We start from the raw sequence: 26,652 nt of genomic DNA, 5'->3' as shown, positions 1-26,652 counted from the left end.
GCCGTGGGGCGCCGCGCCCGGTCCGCGGCTTCCTCATCGACGAAGCGACGGCTGGAGCCCGGCGGATTCGGCTTCGTCCGTGCACTCGGCCGGGATCGCGTAGTCCTCGAACCGGCCGACCTCCCTGGCGTGGGTCCGGTCCTTGAGCACGTCGACCACGACCTTCCCGCAGTCCGCGGGCGGCCCCGACGGAGGGGCGGCCGGGCCCGGGGACATGCCCACATCGCCGCCATCACGACGAGACAGAACACGGCCATGCCCGCGGCCCACAGGCCGACGGTGCGATACATTCTGTTCCCCTTACTGTGGGCGAATGTCTGAACGAAATGATGAGGCCGAGCGAGTCACCGCCGCGTGGCAGCAGTTGACCGAATGGCTGCGCGTGCACGCCCCTACCTCGCACGCTTCGATTCTGCCGCCGGCCACCGAGGCGGAGATTGAGGAAGCAGATGGCCACCTCAGGCATTACTGCGGGTACGGCTTCCCGCCCGAGCTGGTTGCCCTCTGGGCGATGGCCGGCGGGGTGCAGCAGCTCGACATCGACGAGTACGACGAAGAGGGCGAGGTAGCCACCGGGCGGTTCCTGCCTCACGGGCTGCTGCTCACCCCTTCTCAGTCGATCCGGCCGCGGCTGGCCGGCCTCGACCGCCAGGGGCAAGGATTACTGGGAAGGCGCGCAGTGGGCTGCCCCCTTCGGCAACTACCGTGAGGCAACCGACATCGGCCTGTACCTGTCGGCTGCCGGCCGGTCACCGTGGGCGCGGGCGAGTGCACCTCGTTCGTCAGTGGGGCGATGCGGCAGGTGCGACCTTGCCGGTGGGGGTGACCCAGTGGTTCTTGGCTTCGTCCCAGTAGGAGAGGGTGCGGCGGCTGATCTCGACCTTGGCGGTGGTGCGCTCGCCCGGCGCGAGGCTGACGCGGGCGAATCCGGCGAGGGTCTTGGCGGGGGTGTCCACCCGGGTGGGCAGGTGCGGTCGGGGTGCAGGGCGTCACGCTCGGGGTCGAAGTGAGCAGGCCTTGGCGTGGGACGCGGACATCGTCGACTACGTCGAGCGGAACAGGTTCTTCGAGAACTACGCCGGCCCCGCTGACGACTTCTTCGGCAGCGTCGGCTCCAAGCCCGAGATCTACCCGATCTACTGGTCCCGGGCGCAGATGGAGGTTTGAACGAGGTCAGGCCCCCGGGATTGAGGGTGCCGCCATCGGGCCGCCGGCGTTCGACCCCGCAGAAGCGGTACTCGTGAAGGCTGCCCGCGTCGGCAACGGGGCTTCCGTCAGACGGAAGCCCTTTCGGGCCCCGGCCGCGGCTGCCAGCCCAGCGCGCGGGAGATACCGCGCGCTGCCAGCCGTACGGCCGGGACCAACGCGGGGATCTGCGTGTCCCGGACGGGCACGACGACGGAGGCGGCCGCGACGACCGCCCCCCCGGCACCCCGCACGGGCGCGGCCACGGACAGGGCGTCGTCGGTGACCTGACGGCTGCTCACGGCGCAGCCGGCCCGGCGCACTTCGGCGAGGGCCCGGCGCAGCCGGCCCGGGTCGGTGATGGTGTGCTCGGTGTATGCGGTGAGCGGTTCGGTGCAGTACGCGGCCTGGAACTCCGGTTCGGTGTGGGCGAGCAGCGCGAGGCCGACCCCGGTGGCGTGCAGCGGCCAGCGGGCACCCACCTGGATGCGGACGCCGATCGCCGTACGGGCGGAGATCCACTCGATGTAGACGACCTCCGTGCCGTCGCGCACGGCCAACGCGACGTTCTCATGGGTGGCTTCGTACAGGTCCTCCAGAAAGGGCAGGGCGACCTGGCGCAGGGCGAGACCGCGGGGTGCGAGCGCCGACACCTCCCACAGCCGCAGCCCTATGTGGTAGAGGCCGGACGGATCACGCTCCAGTGCACCCCACGCCGTCAGCGCCCCGACCAACCGGTGCGCGGTGGTGAGGGACAGCCCCGCCCGGCGGCTGATGTCCGTCAGGGACAGCGCAGGGTGTTCGTGGTCGAAGGTGCCGAGCACCGCCAGAAGCCGGTCCGGCGCCGAGCGTGGGGTGGTCATCCTGCAGCGTCACCTCTCCGTGAACCCTCGGAACAGCCCCGGCTCCGCGATACGCAGCAACAGGTCGTGCAGCGTCTCCCGCTCGGCCGGCTCCAGCGGCTGGAGGAGATCGTTCGTCACACGCTGTCCGGCCTCGTCGGTGTCACGCAGGAAGGCGCGGCCCATCTCGGTGAGCACCACGATGCGGCTGCGACGGTCGTCCGGGGAGGGGCGGCGCTCCACGAACCCGGCGCGTTCCAGGTCGTCGACGAGACCGACGATCGCGCTGGGGTCGTAGCCGAGGCGGGTGCTCAGCTCACGCTGGAGCGCGCCACCGGTCGTGGCGAGGAAGCGCAGCAGCGCGTAATGGCGCAGCCGCAGGCCCGACTCCTGGAGGAAGCCGTTGAAGAGTTGCCCGGAGCGCAGGCCGAGCCGGTACAGCAGATAGCCGGTGTCCGCGTGCAGTCCGCGCATCCAGGGCTCGTTCGCGTCGATCGGGGCGGTGTTCGTGGCGTGCTGCTGGCGGGCGATGGCGGGCTCCCTGGTCGAGGCCCCGGCGGGGCGGTTGCGTGTACTGGTCCCAGTCTGACGCACCCGAAGGACGGCAACAACTATTGACGTCAACAATTATTGCTCTTAGCTTCGATCTCGTAGCCGCACTTCCCTGCGAACGTCGTAGCCGCACTTTCTTGTGACGCGTCGTCGTACCTCCTTCGGAAGGGACCCCTGTGCCCAGCATCGATCTCACCGGCAAGGTCGCCGTCGTCACCGGCAGCGGCCGGGGCCTCGGCCTGGCCTACGCACACGCCCTGGCCGCCGTGGGCGCGTCCGTCGTCGTCAACGACGTGGACGAGGCCGTCGCCGAGCAGGCCGCCAAGTCCATAGCGGAGGCCGGCGGCCGGGCCGTCGCCGAGGCCGTCGCGGTGGGCCCGACCGAGGCCGCCGACCGGCTGGTCGCCCGGGCCGTCGACGCATACGGACGGCTGGACATCATGGTCACCAACGCCGGCGTGCTGCGGGACAAGGTGCTGTGGAAGATGACCGACGACGACTTCGACACCGTCGTTGGCGTTCATCTGAAGGGCACCTTCACCTGCGCCCGCGCCGCCGCGGTACGGATGCGCGAGCAGGGCGAGGGCGGCCGACTGATCCTGGTCGGCTCGCCCGCCGGTCAGCGCGGCAACTTCGGCCAGACCAACTACGCGGCCGCCAAGGCCGGGATCGCCGCCATGACCCGCACCTGGTCCATGGAGCTCGCCCGCGCCGGCATCACGGTCAACGTGATCGTCCCGGTGGCGGCGACCGCGATGACCGAGACGATTCCCGCCTTCGCCCCGTACGTCGAGGCCATGCGGCGCGGTGAGGTCCTGCCGGATTTCCTGCGCAAGGGTGAGGGCTTCGGCAGCGCCGAGGACTGCGCCGCGCTCGTCCCGTTCCTCGCCTCGGCTGCCGCCGCGGACGTGACCGGCCAGTGCATCGGCATCGGTGGCGACAAGCTCGCCCTGTGGTCGCACCCGCAGGAGACCGCCGTCGCCTACGCCGACGGCGGCTGGCGCCCCGAGACGATCGCCGACGTCTGGCACACCTCGGTCGGCCGCGAGCCGCAGACGTTCGGTATCCCGGCGCCCAAGTTCCCCGAAGGCTGAGGGACATGAGCGCCATGAGCCGCACCACCGCCACTCGTCCGCACCGCCGCGAGGGCCGCCCATGACCACCGCCATGAACGTCGACGACCTGGTCGCCATCGACGTCCACACCCACGCCGAGGTCTCCTCGAAGGGCATCTCGTCACTGGACGACGAACTGCACGACGCTTCGAGCACCTACTTCAAGGTCGAGGGCAAACGGAAACCGACCCTGGAGGAGACCGCCGCGTACTACCGCGAGCGGAAGATGGCCGCCGTCGTATTCACCGTCGATGCCGAGCACGCCACCGGCACGGAGCCCGTGCCCAACGAGGAGGTCGCCGAGGCCGCCGCCGCCAACCCGGACGTGCTGATCCCGTTCGCCTCGATCGACCCCTTCCGCGGCAAAGCCGGCGTCAGGCAGGCCCGCCGCCTCGTCGAGGAGTACGGCGTGAAGGGCTTCAAGTTCCACCCCAGCATCCAGGGCTTCTTCCCCAACGAGCGGGAGATCGCCTACGCCCTGTACGAGGTGATCGAGGAGACTGGCACCATCGCGCTGTTCCACACCGGCCAGACCGGTATCGGCGCGGGCGTCCCCGGCGGCGGCGGTATTCGCCTGAAGTACTCCAACCCCCTGCACGTCGACGACGTCGCCGCCGACTTCCCCCATCTGAAGATCATCCTCGCTCATCCCTCCTTCCCCTGGCAGGACGAGGCCCTGGCCGTCGCCACGCACAAGCCGGGCGTCCACATCGATCTGTCCGGCTGGTCGCCGAAGTACTTCCCGCCGCAGCTCGTCCAGTACGCCAACTCCCTGCTGAAGGACAAGGTCCTCTTCGGCTCCGACTACCCCGTCCTGACTCCCGACCGCTGGCTCGCCGACTTCGACAAGCTGGCCATCAAGGACGACGTCCGACCCAGGATCCTCAAGGACAACGCCGCCCGTCTCCTCGGACTCACCGCGACCGACGCCACCGGCTCTTCAGGTACGTGAAAGGGGGCACCACCCCATGCGCAACGAGGGAATCGGGTCCTGGCCCGCACGCCGTGCCCGCAAGACCCCCCATCGCACCGCCCTGATCCACGAGCAGCAGACCCTCAGCTATCTGAGTCTGCACCAGCGCACCAACCGGCTCGCGCATGCCCTGCGCGCGGCCGGGATCCGCCGTGGCGACCGTGTCGCCTATCTCGGCCCCAATCACCCCTCCTTCCTGGAGACTCTGTTCGCCACCGGCCTCCTCGGTGCCGTCTTCGTCCCCCTCAACACGCGCCTGGCCGCACCCGAGATCGACCACCAGCTCACCGATTCGGGAGCGCGCGTCCTGATCCATGCCCCCAGTCTGTACGACGCCACTGACAACGGAGGCGAAGGCGGCCGGGCCGCCCGGCCGACCGTCGAACACCGCGTCCCACTCGACGCCGCCTACGAGCAACTGCTGGCCGCAGCCCCGGACGACCCGATCGACGAACCGGTCGGCTCCGACGACCTCTGCATGATCATGTACACCTCGGGGACCACCGGCCGCGCCAAGGGCGCGATGCTCACCCACGGAAACCTCACCTGGAACGCGATCAACGTCCTTGTCGACCAGGAGCTGGCCGCCGACGAGACCGCGCTCGTCTCCGCGCCCCTGTTCCACACGGCCGGCCTCAACATGCTGACCCTGCCCGTGCTCCTCAAGGGCGGCAGCTGCGTGCTGGTCGGCGCTTTCGACCCGGCCGGAACCCTCGACCTGATCGAACGGCACCGGATCACCTTCATGTTCGGGGTGCCCGCGATGTTCGACCAGATCGCCCGCCAGCCCGGCTGGGCCGACGCCGACCTGTCCTCCGTACGACAACTGACCTGCGGCGGCGCCCCCGTCCCCACCTCACTGATCGCGACGTACCAGTCCCGGGGCCTCAACTTCCAGCAGGGGTACGGCATGACCGAGGCCGCCCCCGGCACGCTCTTCCTGGACGTCGAGCACGCGGTGAGCAAAGCCGGTTCCGCGGGCGTCCCACACTTCTTCACCGACGTCCGCGTGGCCGGCCCCGACCTGTCGCCCGTCGCGGTCGGCGAGCCCGGCGAGGTGCTGGTGCGCGGGCCCAATGTCATGGTCGGCTACTGGGGCCTTCCGGAGGAGACCGCCGCGGCCTTCGCCGACGGATGGTTCCGCAGCGGGGACATAGCGCGGGTCGACGAGGACGGCTTCGTCACGATCGTCGACCGGCTCAAGGACATGATCATCTCGGGCGGCGAGAACGTCTACCCGGCGGAGGTCGAGGACGTCCTGCTCACCCACCCCGATGTCTTGGAGTGCGCGGTCATCGGCATACCCGACGACAAGTGGGGAGAGGTGCCCCGCGCGGTCGTCGTGGCCCGGGAGGGCGCACGGCTCGACACCGACGAGGTGATCGCGTTCCTGGGCGGGCGCCTCGCCAAGTACAAGATCCCCAAATCCGTCGTGGTGGCCGAGACCCTGCCGCGCACCGCCTCGGGGAAGCTCCTCAAATCCCGAGTCCGCGCCCGCTTCGGGGCGGACCGGCAGTCCGGTACCAGCGAAAGGAACCCTTCATGAACATCACCGTCAGCGACCTGGACGAAATGAGGAAGCTCGCCGGGAGCGACCTCGGCACCAGTGAGTGGATCACGGTCTCGCAGGAGCGCATCAACGGCTTCGCCGACGCGACGGGTGACCACCAGTGGATCCACACCGACCCCGAGCGTGCCGAGCAGGGCCCCTTCGGCGGCCCGATCGCCCACGGCTACCTCACGCTGTCGCTGTTCATCCCGCTGTTCACCGAGCTGCTCGACGTCGAGGGCGTCACCACCAAGGTCAACTACGGTCTGAACAAGGTCCGTTTTCCCGCACCCGTGCCGGCCGGTTCGCGCATCCGCCTCGTCGCACGGCTCGCCGCCGTCGACGACGTCCCCGGCGGCGCGCAGATCACCGTCGACGGCACGATCGAGATCGAGGGCGGCGCGAAGCCGGCGTGCGTGCTGCAGAGCGTGACGCGGTTCTACGAGTGAGCCTGGACGCCGCGTGATCTGGCGCGGCGCGTGATCCGGGGCGGGTAATACCGTCGGGGTACACCCGCTCCTGGAGGCCGCCGTATGACCGAGCACCCCGCAGACCCACCGCTGTCCGGCATCACCGTCGTCAGCGTCGAGCAGGCGGTGGCCGCCCCCTTCGCCACCCGTCAGCTCGCCGACCTCGGCGCCCGGGTCATCAAGGTGGAGCGCCCGGGCGGCGGCGACTTCGCCCGCCGGTACGACACCACCGTGCACGGCGAGTCCAGCTATTTCGTCTGGCTCAACCGCTCCAAGGAGTCCCTCTCCCTCGACCTGAAGTCGGACCGGGGGAGGCGGGTGCTGGACCAACTCCTCGGCGGAGCGGACGTGTTCGTGCAGAACCTCGCGCCCGGCGCGGCCGCCAGGGCGGGCCTGGGCAGGGAGGCCCTCGCCGAGCGCTTCCCGTCGCTGATCCCGCGCTCCATCACCGGCTACGGCTCCACCGGGCCCTGGGCCGACCGCAAGGCGTACGACCTGCTCATGCAGTGCCAGACGGGCCTGGTGTCGCTGACCGGCAACGAGCACGGATCCGCTCGGGCGGGGATCTCCGTCGCCGACGTCGCCGCCGGGATGTACGCCTACTCGGGCATCCTCACCGCCCTGTTCACCCGCGCGACCACGGGCGTGGCACGGGCCGTGGAGGTCTCCCTGTTCGAGGCGCTGGCCGAGTGGATGGGCCAGCCCGCCTAATGCCAAGGTGGAAGTCGGCGGGCCGGGGTAGGCCCTCGACCACTCGGTACTGGAAGCGGCGCAGTTCGTCGCTCTTCGTCACGACGAGGGCCTTGAGCGTTCCCTCGGCCAGGCGCAGGTAGCGGTGCACGCCGTCGAAGCGTTCATCCTGCGTACGGCGCTCGTGCCGGCGGCGATGCATCTGCTGGGCAAGGCCAACTGGTGGCTGCCGGACTGGTTGGAGAAGCGGCTGCCGCATCTGGCGGTGGAGCCGAAGGAGCCCTCGGGGGTCGGGCTCTGGAGCTGATCGGAGAAGCCCTCGTCGTACGCCCGCGTCGTACCGCGGTACGACGTCCACTTCGCGGATCAGCCCGCGGTGGGACCGGATCGGGGTCGTTCGGTTCCTAGCGTTGCCGGTGAGGCGTCCGACGGGCGCTCGAGGCCGAGGGAAGGCACGCTGATGATCGAGGCACAGGTACTGACCAAGAGGTACGGGGAGAAGACCGCGGTGGACCGGCTGTACTTCACCGTGAAGCCGGGCACCGTGACCGGCTTCCTGGGACCCAACGGCGCGGGGAAGTCCACCACGATGCGCATGATCGTCGGACTGGACGCCCCGACGAGCGGCTCCGTGACGGTGAACGGCCGCCGCTATGCGCAGCACCGGGCGCCGCTTCAGGAGGTCGGCGCGCTCCTGGAGGCGAAGTCGATCCACCCGGGCCGCTCGGCATACAACCACCTCAACGCGCTCGCGCTGACGCACGGGATCCCCCGCAGCCGCGTCGACGAGGTCATCGACCTCGCCGGTCTTGGCAGTGTGGCGAAGAAGCGGGCCGGAGCCTTCTCCCTCGGTATGGGGCAGCGGCTCGGTATCGCGGCGGCACTGCTCGGCGATCCGCAGACGGTGATGCTGGACGAGCCGGTCAACGGCCTCGATCCGGAGGGCGTGCTGTGGATCCGCAATCTGCTGACGGGGCTCGCGGCGGAGGGGCGGACGGTGTTCATCTCCTCGCATCTGATGAGTGAGATGGCGCTGGTGGCGGACCATCTGATCATCGTGGGGAGCGGGCGGTTGCTGGCCGACACGACCGTGGGGGATCTGGTCCGCGAGGCGGGCGGCGACACGGTGAAGGTGGCGACGCAGGATCCGGCGCGGTTGTGGGACGTCCTGGCGGGGCCGGGCGTCGACGTCACCGGCCAGGTCGGCTCCGAGGAGCTGCACGTCACAGGGCTCACCACCCGCGAGATCGGGCTGAAGGCGGCGGAGCACGGAATCCCACTGTTCGAACTGAGCGCGCGGACGGTGTCGTTGGAAGAGGCGTTCATGGATCTGACCAGGGATGCGGTGGAGTACCACGGCTCCACGACCACGACCGGTATCGACACCCTCGGGAGGGTGGCATGAGTTCCCTTACCACGATCGTCGAGCCCCAGCAGGAGCAGAGCGCTCCGTCTCGCCCCCACTACAAGGTGACCGGATGGCGCGTTCTGCGCTCGGAGTGGGCCAAACTGTGGTCCCTGCGCTCGACGTGGATCACGCTGGTCCTCGGCCTGCTGTTCCTGCTGGTGTTCGGGCTGATCGCTGCCTGGCAGTTCGAGTCCGGCGGTCTGGACAGCGACTTCGACCGCTCCACGGCCGTGGACCTGTCCCTGTTCGGTGTGCCCTTCGCGCAGCTGGCCCTCGGCGTCCTCGGTGTGCTGGTGACGGCGGGCGAGTACTCGACCGGCATGATCCGCTCGACCCTGGCGGCGGTGCCGCGCCGGCTGCCGATGCTGTGGTCGAAGACGGCGTTGTACGGGCTGGTGTCGCTACTGGTCGGCACGGTGGGTGCGTTCGTGGCCTTCCTGGTCGGCAGCGAGATCCTCTCCGGTACCTCGGCGGCCCAGAGCCTGTCGGACGCGGGTGTCGCAAGGAGCCTGCTGGGGGCGGGGCTCTACCTCGGGCTGATCGGGGTGATCGGTGCGGGCCTGGGCGCGCTGCTGCGGTCGGTGGCGGGCGGCATTTCGGTGCTGGTCGGCGCTTTTATTCTGGTTCCCGGCCTGACCTCGCTCCTGCCCAACTCCTGGGAGGACAACGTCAGCGCCTACCTGCCGAGCACAGCGGGCGAGTCCATGTTCGCCCTGACGCACGACGCCTCCACCCTGTCTCCCGGGGCCGGCCTGGCGGTGTTCCTCGGCTGGACGGTCCTCGTGCTGGCGGGCGCTGCGTACCGGCTCAAGCAAAACGACGTCTGACCGCCTTGACTACAGACAGGTGGCATCCGTGAGCATCGACGACTCCGGCGGCATGGGACGCCTGGTCGCCCGGCTGAACCGCGGCGGCCAGCGGTTGCGGCAGGCGGACCGCGCCCATCCATGGGTGCTGGACATCCTGGTGGTCGTGGTGGCCGTCGTGATGTTCTGCCTGCCGGACCTGCTGAACGAGGGCGAGGCGGACGGCCCGCCCAGACTGCGTCTGATGCTCACCGAGCCACCACTGGCGGCGACGCTGGCGCTGCAGGCCGGGCTGGTGCTGCCCCTGCTGTGGCGGCGGCGGAAACCGCTGGTGGCCTTCGGCGCCATTGCGGCCGTATTCCTCCTGCAGTGGTCACTGGGTGCCGTACTGCGCGCGGACATCGCCCTCTTCATTGCCCTGTACAGCCTGGCCCTGCACGGAAGGCTTCGGCAGCTGCCGTGGGCCGGCGCTGTCATGGCGGGCGCCATGGTGCTGGTCGCGCTGCGCGTATCTCACGCGGTGTCCGTCTGGGACGCGCTGTTCTTCCTGCTGGGCACGGCGACCGCGGCCCTTGCGCTCGGCCTCGTGATCAGGTTTCGCCGGGCCCAGCTCGCCGGGCTGCGGGAGCGGGCGGCCCAGCTGGAGATCGAGCGCGATCAGCGCAGCAGGCTGGCGACCGCCACCGAACGAGCCCGGGTGGCCCGCGAGATGCACGACATCGTCGGACACAACCTGGCCGTCATCGTCAGCCTCGCCGACGCGGGCGCGTACGCCACCGATACGGCTCCGGAACGCGGCAAGGAAGCGCTGAACCTGATCGGCGACACCGGCCGTCAGGCTCTCGGTGAGCTGCGCAGGGTGCTCGGCGTGCTGCGCGAGGCGGCGGACAACCCGTCGTCCGGGCCCCTGCTCAGCCCGCAGCCCGGCATCATGGACATCGACATGTTGTGTGCCGGCGTGCGGGCCGCCGGCCCGGAGGTCGTCTACCGTACTGTCGGCGACATGGACACCCTGGACAAAGGGGTGCAGCTGGCGGCGTATCGCATCGTCCAGGAAGCCCTCACCAACGCTCTCAAGCACGCCGGTGCCGACACCCGGGTGAGCCTGTCGATCGTCGTCGAGGACACCCGGCTGGAGATCCGGGTCCAGGACACCGGCCCGTCGGGCCCGAACAAACCGCCCAACGAGGAAGGACACGGCCTGGTGGGTATGCGTGAACGAGCGGCACTCTACGGCGGGACCGTCAGCGCGGGACCCGCGGCCGGCGGAGGCTGGAGCGTGCAGGTCACCCTGGACCTCACTCCCCAGGGCGGTGACCGGTGACCACCGTACTCATCGTGGACGACCAGCCGCTCCAGCGCTACGCCTTCCGCCTTCTGCTGGAATCCGCCCCCGAGACCACCGTGCTCGGTGAGGCCGCGCACGGCGGCGAAGCCGTCCGCCTGGCGGCGGAACTACGCCCTGACGTCGTTCTCATGGACGTCCGCATGCCCGGCATGGACGGCATCGAGGCCACCCGCCGCATCGTCGCCGCCGGCGCGCGCTCCCGCATTCTCGTGCTGACCACCTTCGACCTCGACGAATACGTCCACGCCGCCCTCCGAGCGGGCGCCAGTGGGTTCCTCCTGAAGGATGTGCGGCCCGAAGAACTCCTCGCCGGTATCCGGGCCGTCGCCGCCGGCGACGCCGTGATCGCTCCCGCACTCACCCGCCGCCTCCTGGACGAATACGCCAAGCACGTCCCGCAACCCGTCGATGGCCCGGCCCAGGAAGCCAGACTGAAAGCTCTCACCGACCGGGAGCGCGAGATTCTCGTCGCCATCGGCAAAGGCTGGACCAACGGCGAGATCGCCGCCCACTTCGTCGTGGCCGAGTCCACCGTCAAAAGCCACGTCCGTAACATCCTGGCCAAGATCGGCGCCCGCGACCGCATCCAGGCGGTGATCTTCGCCTACGACCTCGGACTCGCCCGTCCCAAGTCCGGTTGAGCAGCACTGCGTCCCACCGACCGAGCGATCAGCGGGACGCAGCGGGCGGGATGCGCGTCAGAACATGGTGTTGTCGTTGGCCGAGGTCTCGGGCACCGCCGTCGCGGCGTCCCAGTGCTCGACGATCTTGCCGTTCTTCACCCGGTGCCTACGGTCAGCGCGGCGGTGGTGAGGACACCGACGCCCAGAAGGGTGGCGCGGCGGCTGAGTCTGCGGGGTTTCATGACTGCCTTCAGAGTGGTGTGTGGATCTGCAGAGAGGCGTTGCTGATCTCCGGACCCGAGAGGGTCGGAGAGGCTCGGTCTTCTTGTTTCGGCGCGCCAGGCCGGGCCGGCGGGAGGGAACCTCTCGCCGGTGGTTCCGAGCGCGGGCCTGGCCTGTCGGCCGGGGCTGCGGTCCCCCGGCGTCAGGCGACTCCCAGAACGGCCCGCTGACCTGCGTCGCGGTGGATGGGTGTCTGGGCCTCGGTGAGGGGGATGCCTGTGCCGCCGTGCCGGGTGGCGATGATTTCGGCGGCGATGGACAGGGCGGTCTCCTCGGGTGTGTGGCCGCCGAGGTCGAGGCCGATCGGTGACCTGAGCCGGGCCAACTCCCGCTCGCCCCGGCCTGCTTCGCGCAGTCTGCGTTCGCGGTCGGTGTGGGTGCGGCGCGAGCCCATGGCGCCCACGTAGGCGACCGGCATCCGCAGGGCCTCCTGTAGCAGGGCACATCGAACTTGGCGTCGTGGGTGAGGGCGCACAGGACGGTGCGGGCGTCGCACACGGTGATGTGGTGGCCGAGGAACTCGCCGGCGCGTACCAGTGCGGCGGCGAAGTCGATCGCCCCGAACACGATCATGCGGGGTGGTGGGACGTTTGCCTCGACGAGCAGGGTGACGCCGCCGGGGCAGAGGGATCCGTCCTCGGAGACCTCGACCGTGTCGGTGCGGCCGACCTGAAGCAGGGCGTGCGCCTGGGCGGCGGCCGTCCGCTCCAACTCGGGGCGGCCGCCTGCGTAGGAGCCTTCGTGGGTGCCGTCGGCGTGTACGAGCAGGCTCTGGCCGAGGAGGTCGGCCGGGCCGCGGATCACCCGGGTGAGGGCTGCCGGTTCGCCGCGGGCCGCGGCGGTCAGGGCGGAGCGGACGACCGTCCTGACCGGCGCGTGCGCGGTGAACGGTGTGACCAGGATGTCGATGATCCCGCCGCAGGTGAGGCCGACGGCGAAAGCGTCCTCGTCGCTGTAGCCGAACCGCTCGACCACCGTCCTGCCATCCTGGAGCGCCTGCGCACAAAGGTCGTACACCACCCCCTCGACGCAGCCTCCGGAGGCCGATCCGACGGCCGCGCCGTCGCCGTCGACGGCCAGGGCGGCCCCGAGTCCGCGTGGTGCGCTGCCGCTCACGCCGACAACGGTGGCCACGCTGAACTCCCGGCCCTCCTCGATCCATCGACTCAATTCCTGGGCGATATCAAGCACTTGGCCACTCCGCAGACAGGACACGATCGGGTCGGACGGGCAGATGGCGTCGGGGTGTGTCGGGACGTGCCAGACTGCTTTCGCGAGTGCCGCCGCCGCGCCCACGTTTCCGATCTCGCCGATGCCCTTGATCCTGACGGGGGCGTCGGGATCGGGGTCGTCCACCCAGTACGCCTCGATGGCGGGACCGAACGCCGGCCACTCGCCTCGGCTGCAACTGGCGCTATGGTGGACCTAAGCGGACTAGTGTCCGCCAATCGGAAACGTAGCGGACAGCTATCCGGTTGGCGAGGGGTTTTGGGTGTGAGCCCGGAAGGAGGGGGAGTGGAGTCTAGGAACGGTGGCCCTCAGCGCTCGGATGCGCAGCGCAATCGGGAGCGGATCCTGGAGGTGGCGCTGGCCGAGTTGTCGCGTGATGTGGACGTCCCACTGAGCCTGATCGCCAAGAAGGCGGGGGTTGGACAGGGCACCTTCTACCGCAACTTCCCCAACCGTGAAGCGCTCGTCCTGGAGGTCTACCGCCACGAGGCGCAAGTACTCGCCGACACTGCGACGGAACTGCTCAAAACCCGGGCGCCTGACCAGGCCCTGCGCGAATGGATGGACCAACTTGCCCGCTTCGCCGTCGCCAAGGTCGGCCTGTCGGGCGCGATGCGTCAGATCGTCGGTACGACGGACGGCCCGGCTCAGCCGGGATACGCGCTCGTGGTCGAGGCGATCGAGGCTCTGCTCGCGGCCAATCACGAGGCCGGCACCATCCGTCCGGGGGTGACCTTCGACGACTTCATCCTGGCCGTCGCCGGTATCTGGCAGATCGATGCCCGTGGGGACTGGCAGGCCCAGAGCGCTCGGCTCCTGGATCTTGTCATGGGCGGGCTGCGTGCGGGGGCGCCTGGACGAGGCTGATGTCTGGAGGCCGACGGCTGGGCGAGTAGAACCCACGTGATGGTCTCGGGCATCTCACCACCGAGCATCGGTACGAGGAGGGCTACTCGATGGTGGCGGGAGCGATGTTCTTGTTGTGGCGGAGCAGGTTCCGCGGATCCCATACGGCCTTGATCTCGGCGAGTCGCCGGTACTTGGCCTCGCTGCCGAACGCACCGCGCCGCCAGGCCTCGCCCTGGTCCTGGGTGAGGTTGGTGTAGGCGTTGGGGAGCGTGTGCGGGCGCAGGGCGGACGTGGTCGCAGCGGCCCACTCGTCGAACGGTTCGTCGTGATCCCGCTCCGTCCACACCGGCGCGGACTCCCACAGCCAGGACGCTCCGGTACGGGAGAAGGCGGTGGCGTCCTCATCGACGTCCTCGGAGATCGCACCGCCCAGCGACCAGACGTTGATCGTGGTCATCGTGCCTGGTGCGTCCGGCACGGCGGCCAGGCGCTCGACCAGTGTGTCGACCACGGGTTCGCTGAGCGTGGCGAGGTAGCCGCCCCGTACCGTGGTGCGCCGGCCATAGGGGACGATCGCGTCCAGCATGCTGTTCGTCTTGAGCCAGGTGGTGGGACCCACCGTGTTGATGACGGGTGCGCCGAGCGTGGAGAGCCGCCCGATGATCTCTTCCGCGGTCCTGAGAGGCCCGGTGTAACACGGGAGGAGGATCAGGATCGGCTTGCCGTGGATCTCCTCGGGGAGCTCGGGGAGCGGCGGCGCAAAGGTGAGCGTGGTCCCCAGACCGAGTTCGCGGGGCGCGTCGGCCATGAAGGCGTGCAGTTTGGACAGTACGGCGGCGGCTTGCTCACCGGGGAAGACGATCTGCCCGGATACGACGCCAGGGCCCAGGATGCGGGCACGGTACTCGAAGGCGGTGACGACGCCGAAGTTGCCGCCGCCTCCGCGCAGCGCCCAGAACAGATCCGGGTTCTCCCTCTCGTCCGCGCGGACCTTCCGGCCGTCGACAGTGATCATCTCGCAGGCGAGCAGGTTGTCGACGGTGGCCCCGAACCGGCGCATCAGGTGGCCGATTCCGCCGCCGAGGGTGAGTCCGGCGATACCGGTCGTGGTGACGGTGCCGGACGGCACCACCAGGCCGTGCTCCTGCGTGGCCGCGTCCAGTTCGCCGAGTACGACACCGGCCTGCGCCCGCACCGTACGAGTCTGCGGATCGACGGTGATCCCGCGCATGCCGGACAGATCCAGGACGAGGGCACCGCCCGGCATGGCATGGCATGGCCGTCGGCGCCGTGGCCGCCGCCGCGCACCGCGACGGGCAGATCACGCGCTGACGCGTACCGCAGGGCGGCGGCGACGTCGTCCTCGTCGACACATCGGGCGATCAGCGCGGGGGCGTGTCGGCGGTACGGCCGTTGAAGACAACCCTGGCCTCGTCGAAGCCGTCGTCTCCGCTGCGCAGGACGGCGCCTCGGAAGCCGGCCGCGAAGTCGTCGTGGGAGGTGGGTGGTGTGGGGGGAGAGCTGGTCGGGCTCATGTGCGCCTTTCTGAAGGCGGGCGACCTGGGGGCGACCGCCCCCGGTGGTGCGGAGTGGTTCTCGCGTCACGCGAGATCGGAGAGATCCTCCGGCGTGAGGCTGATCGACCCGGCGGCCAGGTTCTCCGCCAGGTGGGTGAGGGACCCGGTGCCGGGGATGGCGAGAGTGACGGGGGAGGAGGCGAGCAGCCAGGCCAGGGCGATCTGGGGGACCGTGGCGCGATGCCGTTCGGCGACCTTGGCCATGCGGTCACCGGTGAGGTCGCTCGTGCCGCCGCCGAGCGGGAAGAACGGCACGAAGGCGATGCCGGCCTCCTCGCAGGCCGTCAGGAGCTCGGCGTCGTCGCGCTTGCCGGCGTGGAAGTGGTTCTGTACGGCCGCGACGGGCGCGATGGCACGGGCCTCGGCGAGGTGGCCGGTGTCGACGTTGCTGAGACCGAGGTGGCGGATCAGGCCCTCTTCGCGCATCGCGGCGAGTGTTTCGAACTGTGCCGCGACGGACTGGCCGTGTGGCGGCTCCAGCATGCCGATGCGCAGGTAGACGAGGTCGAGACGCTCGACGCCGAGGGTTTCGAGGTTCGCCTCGACCATCGGCCGCAGGGCGGCGGGATCGGTGGTCTGCTGCAGCCCGCCGTCGGGGGTGTGCCACGGGCCGACCTTGGTGGCGAGGACCAGGTCGGCCGGGTACGGGTGAAGGGCCTCACGGATCAGCGCGTTGGCGCTGACGGCGCCGTCGTCGCTGGCGTAGAAGGAGGCGGTGTCGATGTGGTTGACGCCGAGCTCGACGGCGCGGCGCAGGACGGCGCGACCGGTTTCGGGGTCGTGGGCCGGGCCGGTGAAGCCGTTGGTGGACAGCCGCATGGCCCCGAAGCCGATGCGGTTGATCGGAAGGTCGCCGCCGAGCAGGAAGTCGTGTGAGGTGGGGGAATCAGGGCTCATTGTCGGTCCGTTCGGAAGGTCGCCGCGGAGCGGGGAAGTCGTGCGAGATGGGCGGATCGTGACTCGTCGTCAGTCCGTGATGACGGCGTCGCGATGGATCCACTCGGGGCTGTGGGCCGCCTTGTACATGAAGTCGGCGACGTCCGCGCGGCTGATCGTCGGGTTGCCCTTCATCGGGAGACGCTCGCCGACGAGGTAGCTGCCCTTGGCGGGACCCTTGGTGAGCATGGTCGGGTAGACCAGCGTCCAGTCCAGGCCGCTGGAGCGGATCGCCTTCTCGGAGATCTCCTTGTTCGCATAGATGTTCCGCAGGAACGTGCTGTACATGACCTTCTGCGCGGCGCTCGCCGACCGGTAGGTGTCACCCACGCCGAACGAGGACAGCCATACCAGGCGGGACACGCCCTTTTCCTTGGCCGCGCCGATCATGGCCGCTGCGGCGCGGGTGAACAGGTCGTCGGCGCGCACCGATGTGCTCCTGCCGAGGGCCGAGACGACGACGTCCTGCCCGATCATGGCCTTCGCGACATCGTTGTGCGAGGTGGCGTCTCCGGCGACAACGTTGACCTGGTCTGCCAGGTCGTCCAGCGCCTCCGGCCTGCGGGCCAGGACTGTGACCGTGTCGCCGGCCCGGAGGGCCAGGTCGACGACGTGGCGACCGGTGGGGCCGGTCGCACCAAGGATGAGCAGATTCATGGCAAGGGAACCTTCCGTGTGTGTGGGCAGGTGCGGGGGAGCGTTCCGTTACCGCCGACCGTGTCCGTGGCGTAACGTGACACCTAAGCGGACGCTTGTCCGCTGTAGCGAAAAACGTACCGGACAGCTATCCGGTTAGCAAGTGCCGGAGGTGTGTCGATGCTGTCGCTCGGCGGGTCGTCCCAGGTGAAGGGTGTGGGTGAAGGGTCTGAATTGCCGGCCGGTGGCGATCCGCGCATAGGGCGGAGGGGTAGGGCATGTACGGAAGCTGCCAGGATGTGCCCTGCCGCGAGACCCGCGGGGGCGGTCAGTGCTTCATCCGTCGATGAGAGCGATGGCGGCGGGACAGGTGGCCGTCGCGTCCCGGACGGCCGCGTGCTGGTCCGCGGCGGGCTCCGGATCGAGCAGTACGACAACGAGTCTCTCTGGGTGACGAGCGATACGCTGTACCGTACGATGACTCGCATGCCCCGTCACTCTCCTTCACTGGACCGCGCGACCCCGGACCGCATCGCCGAAACCGCCCTCCTTCTCGTCGATGAAGGCGGCCCCGAGGCTCTGACGTTCCGTGCGCTGGCATCGCGACTGGACATTTCCCTCGCCTCGCTGCAGCGCCGTTGCGTCGACCTGGCCGGGTTGCTGGACCTGTGCCTCGACCACCTGGCCGCCCAGCTGCCCAAGACCGAGCCGGACACCGACTGGGCCACCGCCACCGAGACCCGGTTCACCGCGTTCTACCGGCTGCTGGCGGCGCATCCGGGACTGCTCGCCCTGCGCGGCACGCGGCCCTGGCTCGGCCCGAACCTGCTGGCCCGCCTGGTCGAGCCGCAGCTCGCCGACAGCCTCGCCGCCGGAATGACTCCCGAGGAGGCGATCACCGCGTACCGGCGGATGTACCTGCTCACCCTCGGCAGCGCCGGCTTCGTCGACCACCGCGATCCCAAGGCCGCACAGGCGGCCACCCGCACCGCGCTGGCCGCACTCGACCCGGAGAACTTCCCGGCACTGACCGGCAGCCTGGGCGAGGTCGTGCCCGCCGTGACCGACCACGAGGTCTACTACGGCGCCCTGCGCCAGCTCATCCGAGCGGCGGACCCGGCACCGGCGGCCACAGGCTCCGCAGGACCGGATCCCCGCCGCGAAACCTGACCTGCCCGACGCCGAACCGACCCACAGCAAGGACCCCGACCATGAGCACCACGACTCCCACGGCACGCATTTTCAGCAGCGACAACACCGCCGGCGCCTCCCCGGAGATCGTCGACGCCGTGACCCGGGCGACCGCCGGCCAGGCCCAGCCGTACGGCGCCGACAGCATCACCGCCGATGTCCGGCGCCGCATGAGCGAGATCTTCGAGCACGACGTCGACGTGCTGCTCGTCTCCACCGGCTCCGCAGCCAACGCCCTGAGCCTGGCGGCCCTGACCCCGCCCTGGGGCAGCGTGCTGTGCCACCGCGACAGCCACATCAACAACGACGAGTGCGGCGCGCCCGAGTTCTACACCGCCGGCGCCAAGCTCGTCCCGCTCGGGGGCGATGATGCCAAGATCGACCCCGACGAGCTGCGGGCAGCCGTGCGGCACAAGGCCGGGGACGTGCACAGCGTGGAGCCCTCCGTGGTGAGCATCACCCAGGCCACCGAGAGCGGTGCCGTCTACACCCTCGATGAGATCCGCACCCTCGGCACCATCGCCAAGGAGGCGGGCCTGCGCCTGCACATGGACGGCGCGCGTTTCGCCGGAGCCGTCGCCTCCCTCGGCTGCACTCCCGCCGAGCTGACCTGGCGGGCCGGTGTCGACCTGCTGTCCTTCGGCGCCACCAAGAACGGCACGATGACCGCCGACGCGATCGTGGTCTTCGACCGCTCCCGCTCTGCCGAACTGGCCTTCCGCGCCAAGCGCGCCGGTCAGCTCGCCTCCAAGATGCGCTTTCACGCCGCCCAGCTCGACGCGTACCTCACCGACGACCTGTGGCTGCGCAACGCCGCCCACGCGGGCGCCATGGCCGCCCGCCTCCAGGAGGGCCTGAAGGCGATACCCGAGGTCGGTCTGCTCGGCGCCGCCGACGCCAACATTCTTTTCTGCCGCCTGCCCCAGCAGGTCATCGAGGGACTCCTGGCCGACGGTTACGTCTTCTACCACGACCGCTGGGAGCCGGGCGTCGTCCGCTTCGTCACCTCCTTTGCGACCACGGAGCAGGACGTCGACCACCTCGTCCAGGCCGTCGGCCGCCACGCCGCCTGACCGAACGGACGAGATGTCCAGTTCGCCGGCCTCGATATCGCGTCGGGGTGTCCCTCGCAGCGCCGAAAGTTCCTGCGCGAGCACGTGCAGCGTTTTCGTGGGGAACATGCCGCCGGACAGCGCGGCGGGGGAGATCAGGGACGTCGAGCCGATCGTCTGGAGGAGTTCGGTGTCGACGAGGGTGGGGGCGTGCATGCGCAGGACCTCGACGGCCTTGGGGGCGGAGACCAGGGCCGAGATCTGGGTGCGCAGGGAGAAGCGGCCCGCGGGAAAGTCCTCCGGCCGGGGGAGCGGCTCGGCGGCCTGTTCGGCCTGGTGGCGTTGCTCGCGCACCAGGAGGTGAGCGGTAGTCACCGGCCCGTCGGCGGGCAGGCCCAGGCGCTCGTACTGGCTCGGCGGGGCGCATCGCGACGCTCTCCGGCGACGCCTGCCCGGGGGTCTCAGACGAACAGCGGGAGGTGGACCAGTTCGTTGTACCAGGGCTGCACCGACTTGCCCCACCAGTCCTTCTCGCCGAGCAGCAGACCGTGGTCGGTGCAGACGACCAGCAGTGTGTCCTGCCACAGGTCGTGTTCGTCCATCGCGTCGAGGACGCGGCCCAGCGACCTGTCGCACATGGACAGCAGTGCGGCGTACTCGCGGCGGGCGTGCTGGACCTGCGCGTCGGTCTCGGTGACCTGCCGGTAGTCGGGCCAGTCGAAGTGCGGACCGTCGTAGTCCTCCGGGTAGAGGGCCTTGTACTGCTTGTGGCTGAAGAACGGTTCGTGCGGGTCGAAGGTCTCGATCTGCACGAACCAGCGGTCCTGGGCGTGGTTGGTGCGGATGAAGTCCAGGCCCGCGTCGAAGGTGAGGGTCTGGGGGTGGCGGTCCTCCGTCTGCATGTACAGCCGGTTCACCCAGTCCTGCCGGTAGCCCTCCAGCCGCAGCTCCTTGACGTCCTCCTCGGGCATGGGCGGATCGGCGAGTCCCCCTTCCACGGGGCGCCCTCCTGGCCACGGAAGAACTCCCAGGTGCTGTACCGGCCGTGGTAGGTCGCCCCGCGGTCCTCCCAGTAATGGGGATGGTCGCTGGCCAGATGGTCTCCTGGGGCGCGGAGCGCCCGCATTGCCGCCGATGGGGCCGGGCAGGCGAACGCGTGTGCTCGTGTTCGCTGGTTGTGGTGGCTGTGGCGTGATGGGGGTACGGGTGTGCGGGTGTCGCACGTACGGTCTCGTCATGGACGCGGGGAAGAGCGGGCGGGGCGGGGGAGGGGGGTGGTCTCGTGCCGGTGGTGAGGGAGGTCGGGGAGGGCGGGCATGCCCGGTACACGTACCGGCTGCGCGTGTCGTCGACCGCCCGCGCGCGGTTACTGGCGGAGTGGGACCTGCCGGTGGGTGTGGAACGAGTGTGTGGCCAAGTCCAGGGCCGTGCACGCGCACAACACGGCGCATCCCGAGGACAAGTTGACGTGCGGCCCGGCCCGGCTCGACAAGATGCTGACCGAGGCCCGCGAGCGTACGCCGTGGCTGCGCGAGGGCAGTTCGGTGCCGCAGCAGCAGACCATCCGGGACTTCGGCAGGTCCCGCGCCAAGGCACACAAGAAGGTCGCCCGGCAGCGGCAGGACACCGGCCGCAAGTGGGCCAAGCGGGTGGTGCGCGACCACGACGCCATCGCGGTGGAGGACTTCCGTCCGAAGTTCCTCTCCAGGACGTCGATGGCGCGCAAGGCGGCCGACGCCGCGATCGGCGCCACCAAGAAGGCCTTGCTGGAGATGGGCCGTAAGCACGCACGGGACGTCCGCCTCGTACACCCCGCGCACACCACCATGGACTGCGCATCGTGCGGAGCGAGAACCAAGCACGCACTGCCGCTGTCGGAACGCACCTACACCCGCACCGCGTGCGGAGCCGCCTCCCCCAGGGACAAGAACTCCGCCCGCGTGATGCTCGTCCGGGCAGGTCTGAACCCGGCTGGTGCCGAGGGCGTAAGACCACCCGGAGCGCCGCTCCGGAAGGCAGCCTGAGCCAGAAATCCCCCCTCCCTTCAGGGAAGGGGAGCATTCAAGTCCTGGGAGCGCGTCAGTCGGCCACCCGCAGCAGCAACTTGCCCGTCGACGTGCGCCCGCCCATCAGCCGGTGGGCCTCGGCCGCGTCCCGCAGCGGGAACTCCGCGGTGACCGGAAGGCTCACGGTGCCGTCGGTGACCTTGCGGAAGGCGCGCTCGGCGAGCGAGCGCAGCGCCTCGGGCGCGGACTGTGCGAGAGCCAGGATGGAGAAGCCCGCGACCGAACGGCCCTGGGTGTAGAGCTCGGGCTGTCCGACGTGCCACGGCGCTGCCCCGCTCGCGTTACCGAAGGACACCAGGCGCCCGAAGACCGCCAGCACGTCGAGGCCGCGGCGCAGGGTGTCGCCGCCCACCGGGTCGAGGACCAGGTCGACGCCCCTGCCGCCGGTGGCGCGGCGGACGTCGTCGGGGAACGAGTCGGCGGTGAACACCTCGTCGTAGCCGTGCTTGAGGGCGTGCTCGGCCTTGGATGCGGACGAGACCACGCCGTACAAGGCTCCGGCTCCCGCCGCTCGGGCCAGCTGTCCGGCCACCGTGCCGATGCCTCCCGCGGCCCCGTGCACCAGCACGCTCTCTCCGGTGCGCAGCCGGCCGACCTCGTGGAGCAGGGCGTGCGCGGTCGGTACCACGGTGGGGAGGGTGGCTGCGGTCCGCAGGTCCAGGCCCTCGGGGAGCGGGAAGACGGTGGCGGTCTCGGCGACGACCACCTCCGCGTAGGCTCCGCTGTTGACGAGGGCCGCGACTTCCTGCCCTGGGCGCAGCCCCTCGACGTCGGGGCCGACGGCCCGGATCCGTCCGGAGACCTCCAGGCCCGGGCGGAAGGGCAGCGATTCCACCCGGTAGCCCTCGGCGCGGGCCTTGAGGTCGGCGAAGTTCACGCCCACATAGGCGGCGTCGATGGTCACCTGGCTCGGCCCGGGTTCGGGGGTCTCGGCCTGCACGATCCTCAACACCTCGGGGGCGCCGTACTCCCGGAATTCGACTGCACGCATCAGTGGAACGCACCCTTCGACGAGTGTTCAATGGAAAGCGAACACTGGGACTGTAAGATATCCGTCGAACACTCGGCAAGCGGCTGGGACACTTCGCGAGGGGCCCGGCGAGGGTGCGCAGGACGGGGGAGAGGGGCATGTCGAACCAGGGTGCAGGCGGCAGTCACCGCGCGGCGCCGGTGCACACGCATCCCGAGGACGTGTCCGTCCTCACCGCGCTGTCCGCGCTCGCCGACCCCGTGCGCATCCAGCTGGTCCGCGAGTTGGCAGGCTCCGCCGTCTGGACGCGCAGCTGTGGCAGCTTCGACGTACCGGTCGGCAAAGCCGCACTCAGTCACCACTTCTCGGTCCTGCGCGGCGCCGGCCTGGTCGAGCAGCGTGACGAGGGGCCCAGGCGGGTCAATCGGCTGCGCCGCGAGGAGTTCGACGCGCGCTTCCCCGGGCTGCTCGACCTGGTCCTCCGTGAGGACGTCGACGGCTGACATCGGCCATGACCCCGGCGGCATCGCCGGGACCGTGAGCTGAACCCCGGTCCGGGACGGCCGTCGGGATTCATCGATTACGCGTCCCTGGTGGACGAGGTGGCCGCTGGGCGCCTGGACGAGAAGGTCGTCGACGTGGCCGTGGCCCGCGACCTGCACCCCGAGGCCCCCACCGTCCTGGACGCACTCCGAGATCTGGACGCGAAGATCGAGTACGTGTCGCTGGGCCGGTTCGAGAAGGACGGCTCCCTCGACGCCGACGCCGACGCCGTGCGGGCCGCCGTGGCCGACGCCGACCTCGTCCTCGCAGTCCTCGGCGAACGCACGGGCTGGGTCGGCAACAACACCGCCGACGAGGGCGGTCCAGGAGGTCATGGCCAGGTACGTCGGCGCGGTGGACAGCCGGGACGGCGACGCTTTGACGTCCCTGTACACGACGGACGGCAGGGAGCGGCTCGTCTACCACAACAGTGGTGGAACTCCTCAGGAGATCGCGACCTTCGCCGGCAGGGCGGAGATTCAGACCTCGCTGAACACGCTTCTGCCGGAACACAAACCGGGGGCTTGGGCGCACCACACCACGTTCGATCACATAGTGACGCTCAGCGGCGACCGAGTAACGCTGCACGCGCAATTCGTCGTCTGGACCATCGCCGGCCCAAGGTGGTCCGCCCGTACCCGAGTTCACCGGCTACTACGACTGGCAGCTGGTCCGCGTCGACGCCGAGTGGCTCATCACTGACAACCAAACCGTCCTGACGGTCGCGCCACCGGGGACGCCCTCGCTCGATGCCGGTAGCCAAGGGCGGGCCTGTCTCCTCTTGAGCCGTGTCAATGCCCTCGTGCGATGCGGTGCAGACATCGCGTACGAGCGGCACCTCGCCCTGAGTGAGGGTCGTCCTCGAGGCGTCGAGCGCGAACAGTACGGCAACTGCCGGAGCTGGTAGGGCGCTCGACGCCTCGTCGAGCTCAGGGGCCGACGATCTCATCGAGGCGATCACCCACCTCGCCTTCTACGCCGGCTGGCCCAAGGCCATGACGGCGATCACGACCGCGAAGCAGGTCTTCGTAGCCTGAACACCGGGGGAGGAGCCGCCAGGGCCCCTCTCTGGCGGCGGGCCGCACAGCGGCTTGGCACCCCGAACAAACCGGGCGGGCGACCCGAACGGAAGGAAGCACTCCCATGCGAGGACCATTCACGCACGGTGCCGGCGCGGCTCTCACGCTCCCAGTCGTGGCGTCTGCCCGGACGTCACGCGTACGAGAGGCGGTGCGACCGTGAGTCGGATCCTGGTGACCGGTTCCGCGGACGGCCTTGGACGCGCTGCGGCGGATGCGCTGCTGTCCGCGGGACACGACGTGGTGGTGCACGCCCGCAACCGGGAGCGCGCAGCGGGCCTCGACCCGCTGGCCGACCGTGGGGCGCACCTCGTGGTCGGCGACTTCATGGACCGTGACGCCGTACGGCGCATCGCCGCCGAACTGAACGACGCCGAACCGCTCGACGCGGTCATCCACAACGCCGGCGTCTGGAGCGGACCGGCGGTCATGCCGGTCAACATCATCGCCCCGTACCTGCTCACGGCCATGCTCCGCGGCCCGCGGCGCCTGGTGTACCTCAGCAGCAGCTCGCACTTCGGCGGCCGGCCCTCGCTCGACGGCATCGACTGGCGGGGGCGGAGCGCGGGCTCGTACGCCGACAGCAAGCTGTTCGTCACGACGCTCGCGGCCGCGGTGGCCCGCCTGCGCCCCGAGGTGCTGAGCAACGCCGTGGATCCGGGCTGGGTGCCGACGAAGATGGGCGGCCCGAGCGCACCGGACGATCTCGAGCTCGGCCATCAGACGCAGGAGTGGCTCGCCTCCAGCGACGAACCCGAGGCCCTGACCACCGGCGGATACTGGTACCACCGCCAGAGACTGCAGCCGCACCGCGCAGTCCACGACGAGGCGTTCCAGGACCGTCTCCTTCAGGTATTGGCACAGAAGACGGGCACCACGCTCTGAACAGTGAAGCCTCCCCCAGCGGCCGTTCACGATCCCGGGGCCACCGGAGGCAAGGCCCGAATGAAAGCCCTGTTCAGCGAGGCTGAACAGGGCGGCTACGGCGTCGAGTTACGCGGAACCGGCGCCAGTGGGGGCAGGGCGATCGCAAGGGTGAGTGCCGCCGGCCGACGGGCGGCGGCACCGGCGGTCAGGCGGACCGCAACTCGAACCAGTCGAAGGCCACGCTGCCTCGCGTGGCGTACATGCCGAAGACCCGGCCGGTGAAGCCGCCGGCGACCTCGGTGGTGAGGTAACGGCCGTCGAGTTCGGCGAGGATCTCGAAGTCCCCGCTGTCCGTCTCGTAGCCCAGGCGGAGGGTGTCGGGGCCGCCGACCCGGAGGCCGGGCGGGGGAGTCGCGTCGGGGCCCGTGCCCCGGGCTGTGACCGTGGGCGGCAGGATGTCGGAGGTTGTGACGTCGATCCGCAGGGTCAACGGGCCGGACGGTACGGCTTGTTCGGCGATGGCGTGGCGCAGCGGGCCGATCCTGGCGACCGCGCGGACCATGCCGTCTCCCACCTCCACCTCGTAGTGGTGTGCCTCGTCCAGCCGTACCGTGAGCCCGCCCCGACCGCCTTCGGCGACGTCGGCCACTGTGCGCGCGGTGCAGTCGGCATCGCGCTGGCGCCGCCCCACGAAGAGTGCGCCGGGCCTGTCCAGGCTGTCCCCGCGGGCGTGCAGCACCAGGTGGCCGGGCCGTTCGTCGAGACGGGCGGCCTCCGGATCGTGGCGTCGGAGCGACACCCAGCACGGCGCGAGGGCGGGGGAGTCGAAGTCGTCCCGGTCCGGCTCCTGGGGCCAGGGGTGCGGCGCCAGTGCCGGGGCCTGCGCACGCAACTCCAGCGGGCCGGGCAAGGGCCACTCGTCCTCCCATCGCACGGGTGCCAGGAACGTCTCCCGGCCCATGCCGTGGTACATCGGTGTGTCGCCGCGGGGCCTGGTGCCGAGCAGCACCATCCACCACGTGCCGTCGTGCGCCTGCACCAGGTCGCCGTGGCCGGTGTTCTGCACCGGGTGGTTGGTACTGCGGTGGGACAGCACCGGGTTGGTGGGGTGGGGTTCGAACGGCCCGGGCAGGGCGCGGGCCCGGGCCAGCGACAGGGCATGCCCGCGTTCCGTGCCGCCCTCCGACAGCAGCAGGTACCACCAGTCGCCGACCCGGTACAGGTGCGGGCCCTCGGGATACTGCAGCCCGCTGCCCGACCACATCGGCACCGGCTCGCCGAGCAGTTCGCCGGACTTCGGGTCGATGCGGACCCCGCGGATGCCGTCCGACGAGAACACGCACCAACACGTCCCGTCCTCTTCCCAGGCCAGGTCGGGGTCGATGCCGGGTACGCCGATCGGCACCGGGTCCGACCACGGTCCCGCGGGGTCCTCGGCGGTCACCAGGATGTTGCCCGCCCCGGCGACCACGGTCGTGATCAGCCAGAACCGGCCGTCGTGGTACCGCAGTGTGGGTGCGTACACTCCCGTGGAGGACGGGGCCGTGTCAGGCAGCTCCAGCTGCGAGGGCCGGTCCAGGGCGTGGCCGATCAGCCGCCAGTGCACCAGGTCACGGCTGTGCCAGATCGGCACCCCCGGTACGTACTCGAAGCTGGATGTCGCGACGTAGTAGTCGTCACCGGCCCGGCAGATGCTCGGGTCCGGGCTGAAGCCGGGGATCACGGGATTGTCGAAGAACGCCATGTCCGTCCTGAAGGGTGTGGTCGGGGGAGTGAACACCGAGGCGGGCCGCACGGGTCGAACTGAACTGTT

29 protein-coding genes and 3 pseudogenes are annotated in these 26,652 nt (G+C 70.1%); 20 read left to right on the top strand and 12 right to left on the bottom strand.

The features are described 5' to 3' along the window. Positions 1–33: 33 nt before the first annotated feature. Positions 34–216 carry a hypothetical protein gene (locus ACKTSN_RS04330; RefSeq protein WP_409467848.1) on the bottom strand — a complete coding sequence of 61 codons (183 nt, stop codon included), beginning with the start codon at positions 214–216 and terminating at the stop codon, positions 34–36. 97 nt (positions 217–313) lie between these two features. Here ACKTSN_RS04330 and ACKTSN_RS04325 point away from each other — a divergent pair, with 97 nt between their 5' ends. Then, a complete protein-coding gene (locus ACKTSN_RS04325; RefSeq protein ID WP_409467847.1) occupies positions 314–709 on the top strand; it encodes a hypothetical protein in 396 nt (131 codons plus the stop codon). 73 nt (positions 710–782) lie between these two features. Here the strand turns inward: ACKTSN_RS04325 and ACKTSN_RS04320 are convergent, their stop codons facing one another. After that, the gene (locus ACKTSN_RS04320) at positions 783–956 is read right to left on the bottom strand and encodes a fibronectin type III-like domain-contianing protein (RefSeq protein ID WP_409467846.1); all 174 of its coding nucleotides are present in this window, start codon (positions 954–956) and stop codon (positions 783–785) included. 61 nt (positions 957–1,017) lie between these two features. Here ACKTSN_RS04320 and ACKTSN_RS04315 point away from each other — a divergent pair, with 61 nt between their 5' ends. After that, on the top strand, positions 1,018–1,167 hold the full coding sequence (locus tag ACKTSN_RS04315; protein ID WP_409467845.1) for a hypothetical protein: 150 nt from the start codon (positions 1,018–1,020) through the stop codon (positions 1,165–1,167). 107 nt (positions 1,168–1,274) lie between these two features. On the opposite strand, the gene ACKTSN_RS04310 is transcribed toward ACKTSN_RS04315, so the two are convergent. Then, positions 1,275–2,048 (bottom strand): IclR family transcriptional regulator, encoded by a 774-nt coding sequence (locus tag ACKTSN_RS04310; RefSeq protein ID WP_409467844.1) that lies wholly within the window; start codon positions 2,046–2,048, stop codon positions 1,275–1,277. Between the two features lie 9 nt (positions 2,049–2,057). Next, entirely contained in the window at positions 2,058–2,501 is a 444-nt protein-coding gene (locus ACKTSN_RS04305) for a MarR family winged helix-turn-helix transcriptional regulator (RefSeq protein WP_409474738.1), read from the bottom strand. Positions 2,502–2,755: 254 nt separating this feature from the next. Here ACKTSN_RS04305 and ACKTSN_RS04300 point away from each other — a divergent pair, with 254 nt between their 5' ends. The 10 genes and pseudogenes from ACKTSN_RS04300 (at position 2,756) to ACKTSN_RS04255 (ending at position 11,579) form a co-directional block, all read left to right on the top strand. After that, complete coding sequence (locus tag ACKTSN_RS04300; protein ID WP_409467843.1) at positions 2,756–3,673, top strand: SDR family NAD(P)-dependent oxidoreductase; 918 nt, start codon at positions 2,756–2,758, stop codon at positions 3,671–3,673. Positions 3,674–3,746: 73 nt separating this feature from the next. Continuing rightward, a complete protein-coding gene (locus ACKTSN_RS04295; protein ID WP_409474737.1) occupies positions 3,747–4,646 on the top strand; it encodes an amidohydrolase family protein in 900 nt (299 codons plus the stop codon). Between the two features lie 16 nt (positions 4,647–4,662). Beyond that, positions 4,663–6,213: an acyl-CoA synthetase gene (locus ACKTSN_RS04290; protein ID WP_409467842.1), complete on the top strand. Its 1,551-nt coding sequence runs from the start codon at positions 4,663–4,665 to the stop codon at positions 6,211–6,213. Beyond that, positions 6,210–6,665: a MaoC family dehydratase gene (locus ACKTSN_RS04285; RefSeq protein WP_409467841.1), complete on the top strand. Its 456-nt coding sequence runs from the start codon at positions 6,210–6,212 to the stop codon at positions 6,663–6,665. Before ACKTSN_RS04290 ends, ACKTSN_RS04285 begins: the two co-directional genes overlap by 4 nt. Positions 6,666–6,749: 84 nt before the next feature. Further along, a pseudogene (locus ACKTSN_RS04280) lies at positions 6,750–7,394 on the top strand (CaiB/BaiF CoA transferase family protein); the annotation flags it as partial. A 127-nt stretch (positions 7,395–7,521) separates the two neighbouring features. Continuing rightward, entirely contained in the window at positions 7,522–7,683 is a 162-nt protein-coding gene (locus ACKTSN_RS04275) for a hypothetical protein (RefSeq protein WP_409475120.1), read from the top strand. A gap of 153 nt (positions 7,684–7,836) precedes the next feature. Continuing rightward, positions 7,837–8,781, top strand: coding sequence for an ATP-binding cassette domain-containing protein (locus tag ACKTSN_RS04270; protein ID WP_409467840.1), 945 nt, complete (start codon positions 7,837–7,839; stop codon positions 8,779–8,781). Then, positions 8,778–9,611, top strand: coding sequence for an ABC transporter permease (locus ACKTSN_RS04265; RefSeq protein WP_409467839.1), 834 nt, complete (start codon positions 8,778–8,780; stop codon positions 9,609–9,611). The genes ACKTSN_RS04270 and ACKTSN_RS04265 overlap by 4 nt, the downstream gene beginning before the upstream one ends. A gap of 19 nt (positions 9,612–9,630) precedes the next feature. Then, positions 9,631–10,914: a sensor histidine kinase gene (locus tag ACKTSN_RS04260; RefSeq protein ID WP_409467838.1), complete on the top strand. Its 1,284-nt coding sequence runs from the start codon at positions 9,631–9,633 to the stop codon at positions 10,912–10,914. Next, a complete protein-coding gene (locus ACKTSN_RS04255; protein ID WP_409467837.1) occupies positions 10,911–11,579 on the top strand; it encodes a response regulator in 669 nt (222 codons plus the stop codon). Before ACKTSN_RS04260 ends, ACKTSN_RS04255 begins: the two co-directional genes overlap by 4 nt. Before the next feature lie 406 nt (positions 11,580–11,985). Here the strand turns inward: ACKTSN_RS04255 and ACKTSN_RS04250 are convergent. After that, positions 11,986–13,034, bottom strand: a pseudogene (locus tag ACKTSN_RS04250) (XdhC family protein). Between the two features lie 324 nt (positions 13,035–13,358). Between ACKTSN_RS04250 and ACKTSN_RS04245 the strand changes: the two are divergent. Next, a complete protein-coding gene (locus ACKTSN_RS04245; protein WP_409467836.1) occupies positions 13,359–13,940 on the top strand; it encodes a TetR/AcrR family transcriptional regulator in 582 nt (193 codons plus the stop codon). 82 nt (positions 13,941–14,022) lie between these two features. Here the strand turns inward: ACKTSN_RS04245 and ACKTSN_RS04240 are convergent, their stop codons facing one another. The 4 genes from ACKTSN_RS04240 to ACKTSN_RS04225 form a co-directional block, all read right to left on the bottom strand. Further along, on the bottom strand, positions 14,023–15,189 hold the full coding sequence (locus ACKTSN_RS04240) for an FAD-binding oxidoreductase (RefSeq protein WP_409467835.1): 1,167 nt from the start codon (positions 15,187–15,189) through the stop codon (positions 14,023–14,025). Positions 15,190–15,304: 115 nt separating this feature from the next. Beyond that, entirely contained in the window at positions 15,305–15,457 is a 153-nt protein-coding gene (locus ACKTSN_RS04235) for a hypothetical protein (RefSeq protein WP_409475119.1), read from the bottom strand. A gap of 66 nt (positions 15,458–15,523) precedes the next feature. After that, on the bottom strand, positions 15,524–16,396 hold the full coding sequence (locus ACKTSN_RS04230) for an aldo/keto reductase (protein ID WP_409467834.1): 873 nt from the start codon (positions 16,394–16,396) through the stop codon (positions 15,524–15,526). Between the two features lie 69 nt (positions 16,397–16,465). After that, positions 16,466–17,092 (bottom strand): NAD(P)-dependent oxidoreductase, encoded by a 627-nt coding sequence (locus ACKTSN_RS04225; RefSeq protein WP_409467833.1) that lies wholly within the window; start codon positions 17,090–17,092, stop codon positions 16,466–16,468. Positions 17,093–17,557: 465 nt separating this feature from the next. On the opposite strand from ACKTSN_RS04225, the gene ACKTSN_RS04220 reads away from it, so the two are divergent. Together ACKTSN_RS04220 and ACKTSN_RS04215 are read left to right on the top strand one after the other, a co-directional pair. Continuing rightward, complete coding sequence (locus ACKTSN_RS04220; protein ID WP_409467832.1) at positions 17,558–18,241, top strand: TetR/AcrR family transcriptional regulator C-terminal domain-containing protein; 684 nt, start codon at positions 17,558–17,560, stop codon at positions 18,239–18,241. Positions 18,242–18,282: 41 nt separating this feature from the next. After that, positions 18,283–19,335, top strand: a complete 1,053-nt coding sequence (locus ACKTSN_RS04215) for a threonine aldolase family protein (RefSeq protein WP_409467831.1) — start codon at positions 18,283–18,285, stop codon at positions 19,333–19,335. Between the two features lie 440 nt (positions 19,336–19,775). Here the strand turns inward: ACKTSN_RS04215 and ACKTSN_RS04210 are convergent, their stop codons facing one another. Further along, positions 19,776–20,312 (bottom strand): sulfatase-like hydrolase/transferase, encoded by a 537-nt coding sequence (locus ACKTSN_RS04210; protein WP_409467830.1) that lies wholly within the window; start codon positions 20,310–20,312, stop codon positions 19,776–19,778. Positions 20,313–20,605: 293 nt separating this feature from the next. Here ACKTSN_RS04210 and ACKTSN_RS04205 point away from each other — a divergent pair. Continuing rightward, positions 20,606–21,338: pseudogene (locus tag ACKTSN_RS04205) on the top strand (zinc ribbon domain-containing protein). A gap of 55 nt (positions 21,339–21,393) precedes the next feature. On the opposite strand, the gene ACKTSN_RS04200 reads toward ACKTSN_RS04205, so the two are convergent. Further along, positions 21,394–22,371 (bottom strand): quinone oxidoreductase family protein, encoded by a 978-nt coding sequence (locus ACKTSN_RS04200; protein ID WP_409467829.1) that lies wholly within the window; start codon positions 22,369–22,371, stop codon positions 21,394–21,396. Between the two features lie 137 nt (positions 22,372–22,508). Here ACKTSN_RS04200 and ACKTSN_RS04195 point away from each other — a divergent pair, with 137 nt between their 5' ends. From ACKTSN_RS04195 to ACKTSN_RS04180, 4 genes are all read left to right on the top strand, one after another. Next, positions 22,509–22,853, top strand: a complete 345-nt coding sequence (locus ACKTSN_RS04195) for an ArsR/SmtB family transcription factor (RefSeq protein WP_409467828.1) — start codon at positions 22,509–22,511, stop codon at positions 22,851–22,853. A gap of 373 nt (positions 22,854–23,226) precedes the next feature. Continuing rightward, positions 23,227–23,595: a nuclear transport factor 2 family protein gene (locus ACKTSN_RS04190; protein ID WP_409467827.1), complete on the top strand. Its 369-nt coding sequence runs from the start codon at positions 23,227–23,229 to the stop codon at positions 23,593–23,595. Positions 23,596–23,741: 146 nt separating this feature from the next. Then, positions 23,742–23,930 carry a hypothetical protein gene (locus ACKTSN_RS04185; protein WP_409475118.1) on the top strand — a complete coding sequence of 63 codons (189 nt, stop codon included), beginning with the start codon at positions 23,742–23,744 and terminating at the stop codon, positions 23,928–23,930. 201 nt (positions 23,931–24,131) lie between these two features. Further along, entirely contained in the window at positions 24,132–24,857 is a 726-nt protein-coding gene (locus ACKTSN_RS04180) for an SDR family NAD(P)-dependent oxidoreductase (protein WP_409467826.1), read from the top strand. 187 nt (positions 24,858–25,044) lie between these two features. Here ACKTSN_RS04180 and ACKTSN_RS04175 read toward each other — a convergent pair whose 3' ends face one another. Next, a complete protein-coding gene (locus ACKTSN_RS04175; protein ID WP_409467825.1) occupies positions 25,045–26,583 on the bottom strand; it encodes a glycoside hydrolase family 43 protein in 1,539 nt (512 codons plus the stop codon). Between the last annotated feature and the right edge of the window lie 69 nt (positions 26,584–26,652).

Source organism: Streptomyces flavusporus (assembly GCF_046267975.1).
GTDB classification, from domain to species: domain Bacteria; phylum Actinomycetota; class Actinomycetes; order Streptomycetales; family Streptomycetaceae; genus Streptomyces; species Streptomyces flavusporus.
This window is presented reverse-complemented; position numbering and strand designations above follow the sequence as displayed.

Coding starts and splice junctions, on each gene's coding strand:
- ACKTSN_RS04325 (WP_409467847.1), top strand. CDS start 314: ATGTCTGAACGAAATGATGAGGCCGAGCGAGTCACCGCCGCGTGGCAG.
- ACKTSN_RS04305 (WP_409474738.1), bottom strand. CDS start 2,501: ATGCGCGGACTGCACGCGGACACCGGCTATCTGCTGTACCGGCTCGGC.
- ACKTSN_RS04230 (WP_409467834.1), bottom strand. CDS start 16,396: ATGAGCCCTGATTCCCCCACCTCACACGACTTCCTGCTCGGCGGCGAC.
- ACKTSN_RS04225 (WP_409467833.1), bottom strand. CDS start 17,092: ATGAATCTGCTCATCCTTGGTGCGACCGGCCCCACCGGTCGCCACGTC.
- ACKTSN_RS04285 (WP_409467841.1), top strand. CDS start 6,210: ATGAACATCACCGTCAGCGACCTGGACGAAATGAGGAAGCTCGCCGGG.
- ACKTSN_RS04265 (WP_409467839.1), top strand. CDS start 8,778: ATGAGTTCCCTTACCACGATCGTCGAGCCCCAGCAGGAGCAGAGCGCT.
- ACKTSN_RS04175 (WP_409467825.1), bottom strand. CDS start 26,583: ATGGCGTTCTTCGACAATCCCGTGATCCCCGGCTTCAGCCCGGACCCG.
- ACKTSN_RS04270 (WP_409467840.1), top strand. CDS start 7,837: ATGATCGAGGCACAGGTACTGACCAAGAGGTACGGGGAGAAGACCGCG.
- ACKTSN_RS04200 (WP_409467829.1), bottom strand. CDS start 22,371: ATGCGTGCAGTCGAATTCCGGGAGTACGGCGCCCCCGAGGTGTTGAGG.
- ACKTSN_RS04220 (WP_409467832.1), top strand. CDS start 17,558: ATGCCCCGTCACTCTCCTTCACTGGACCGCGCGACCCCGGACCGCATC.
- ACKTSN_RS04295 (WP_409474737.1), top strand. CDS start 3,747: ATGAACGTCGACGACCTGGTCGCCATCGACGTCCACACCCACGCCGAG.
- ACKTSN_RS04195 (WP_409467828.1), top strand. CDS start 22,509: ATGTCGAACCAGGGTGCAGGCGGCAGTCACCGCGCGGCGCCGGTGCAC.
- ACKTSN_RS04190 (WP_409467827.1), top strand. CDS start 23,227: ATGGCCAGGTACGTCGGCGCGGTGGACAGCCGGGACGGCGACGCTTTG.
- ACKTSN_RS04240 (WP_409467835.1), bottom strand. CDS start 15,189: ATGCCGGGCGGTGCCCTCGTCCTGGATCTGTCCGGCATGCGCGGGATC.
- ACKTSN_RS04310 (WP_409467844.1), bottom strand. CDS start 2,048: ATGACCACCCCACGCTCGGCGCCGGACCGGCTTCTGGCGGTGCTCGGC.
- ACKTSN_RS04330 (WP_409467848.1), bottom strand. CDS start 216: ATGTCCCCGGGCCCGGCCGCCCCTCCGTCGGGGCCGCCCGCGGACTGC.
- ACKTSN_RS04290 (WP_409467842.1), top strand. CDS start 4,663: ATGCGCAACGAGGGAATCGGGTCCTGGCCCGCACGCCGTGCCCGCAAG.
- ACKTSN_RS04215 (WP_409467831.1), top strand. CDS start 18,283: ATGAGCACCACGACTCCCACGGCACGCATTTTCAGCAGCGACAACACC.
- ACKTSN_RS04235 (WP_409475119.1), bottom strand. CDS start 15,457: ATGAGCCCGACCAGCTCTCCCCCCACACCACCCACCTCCCACGACGAC.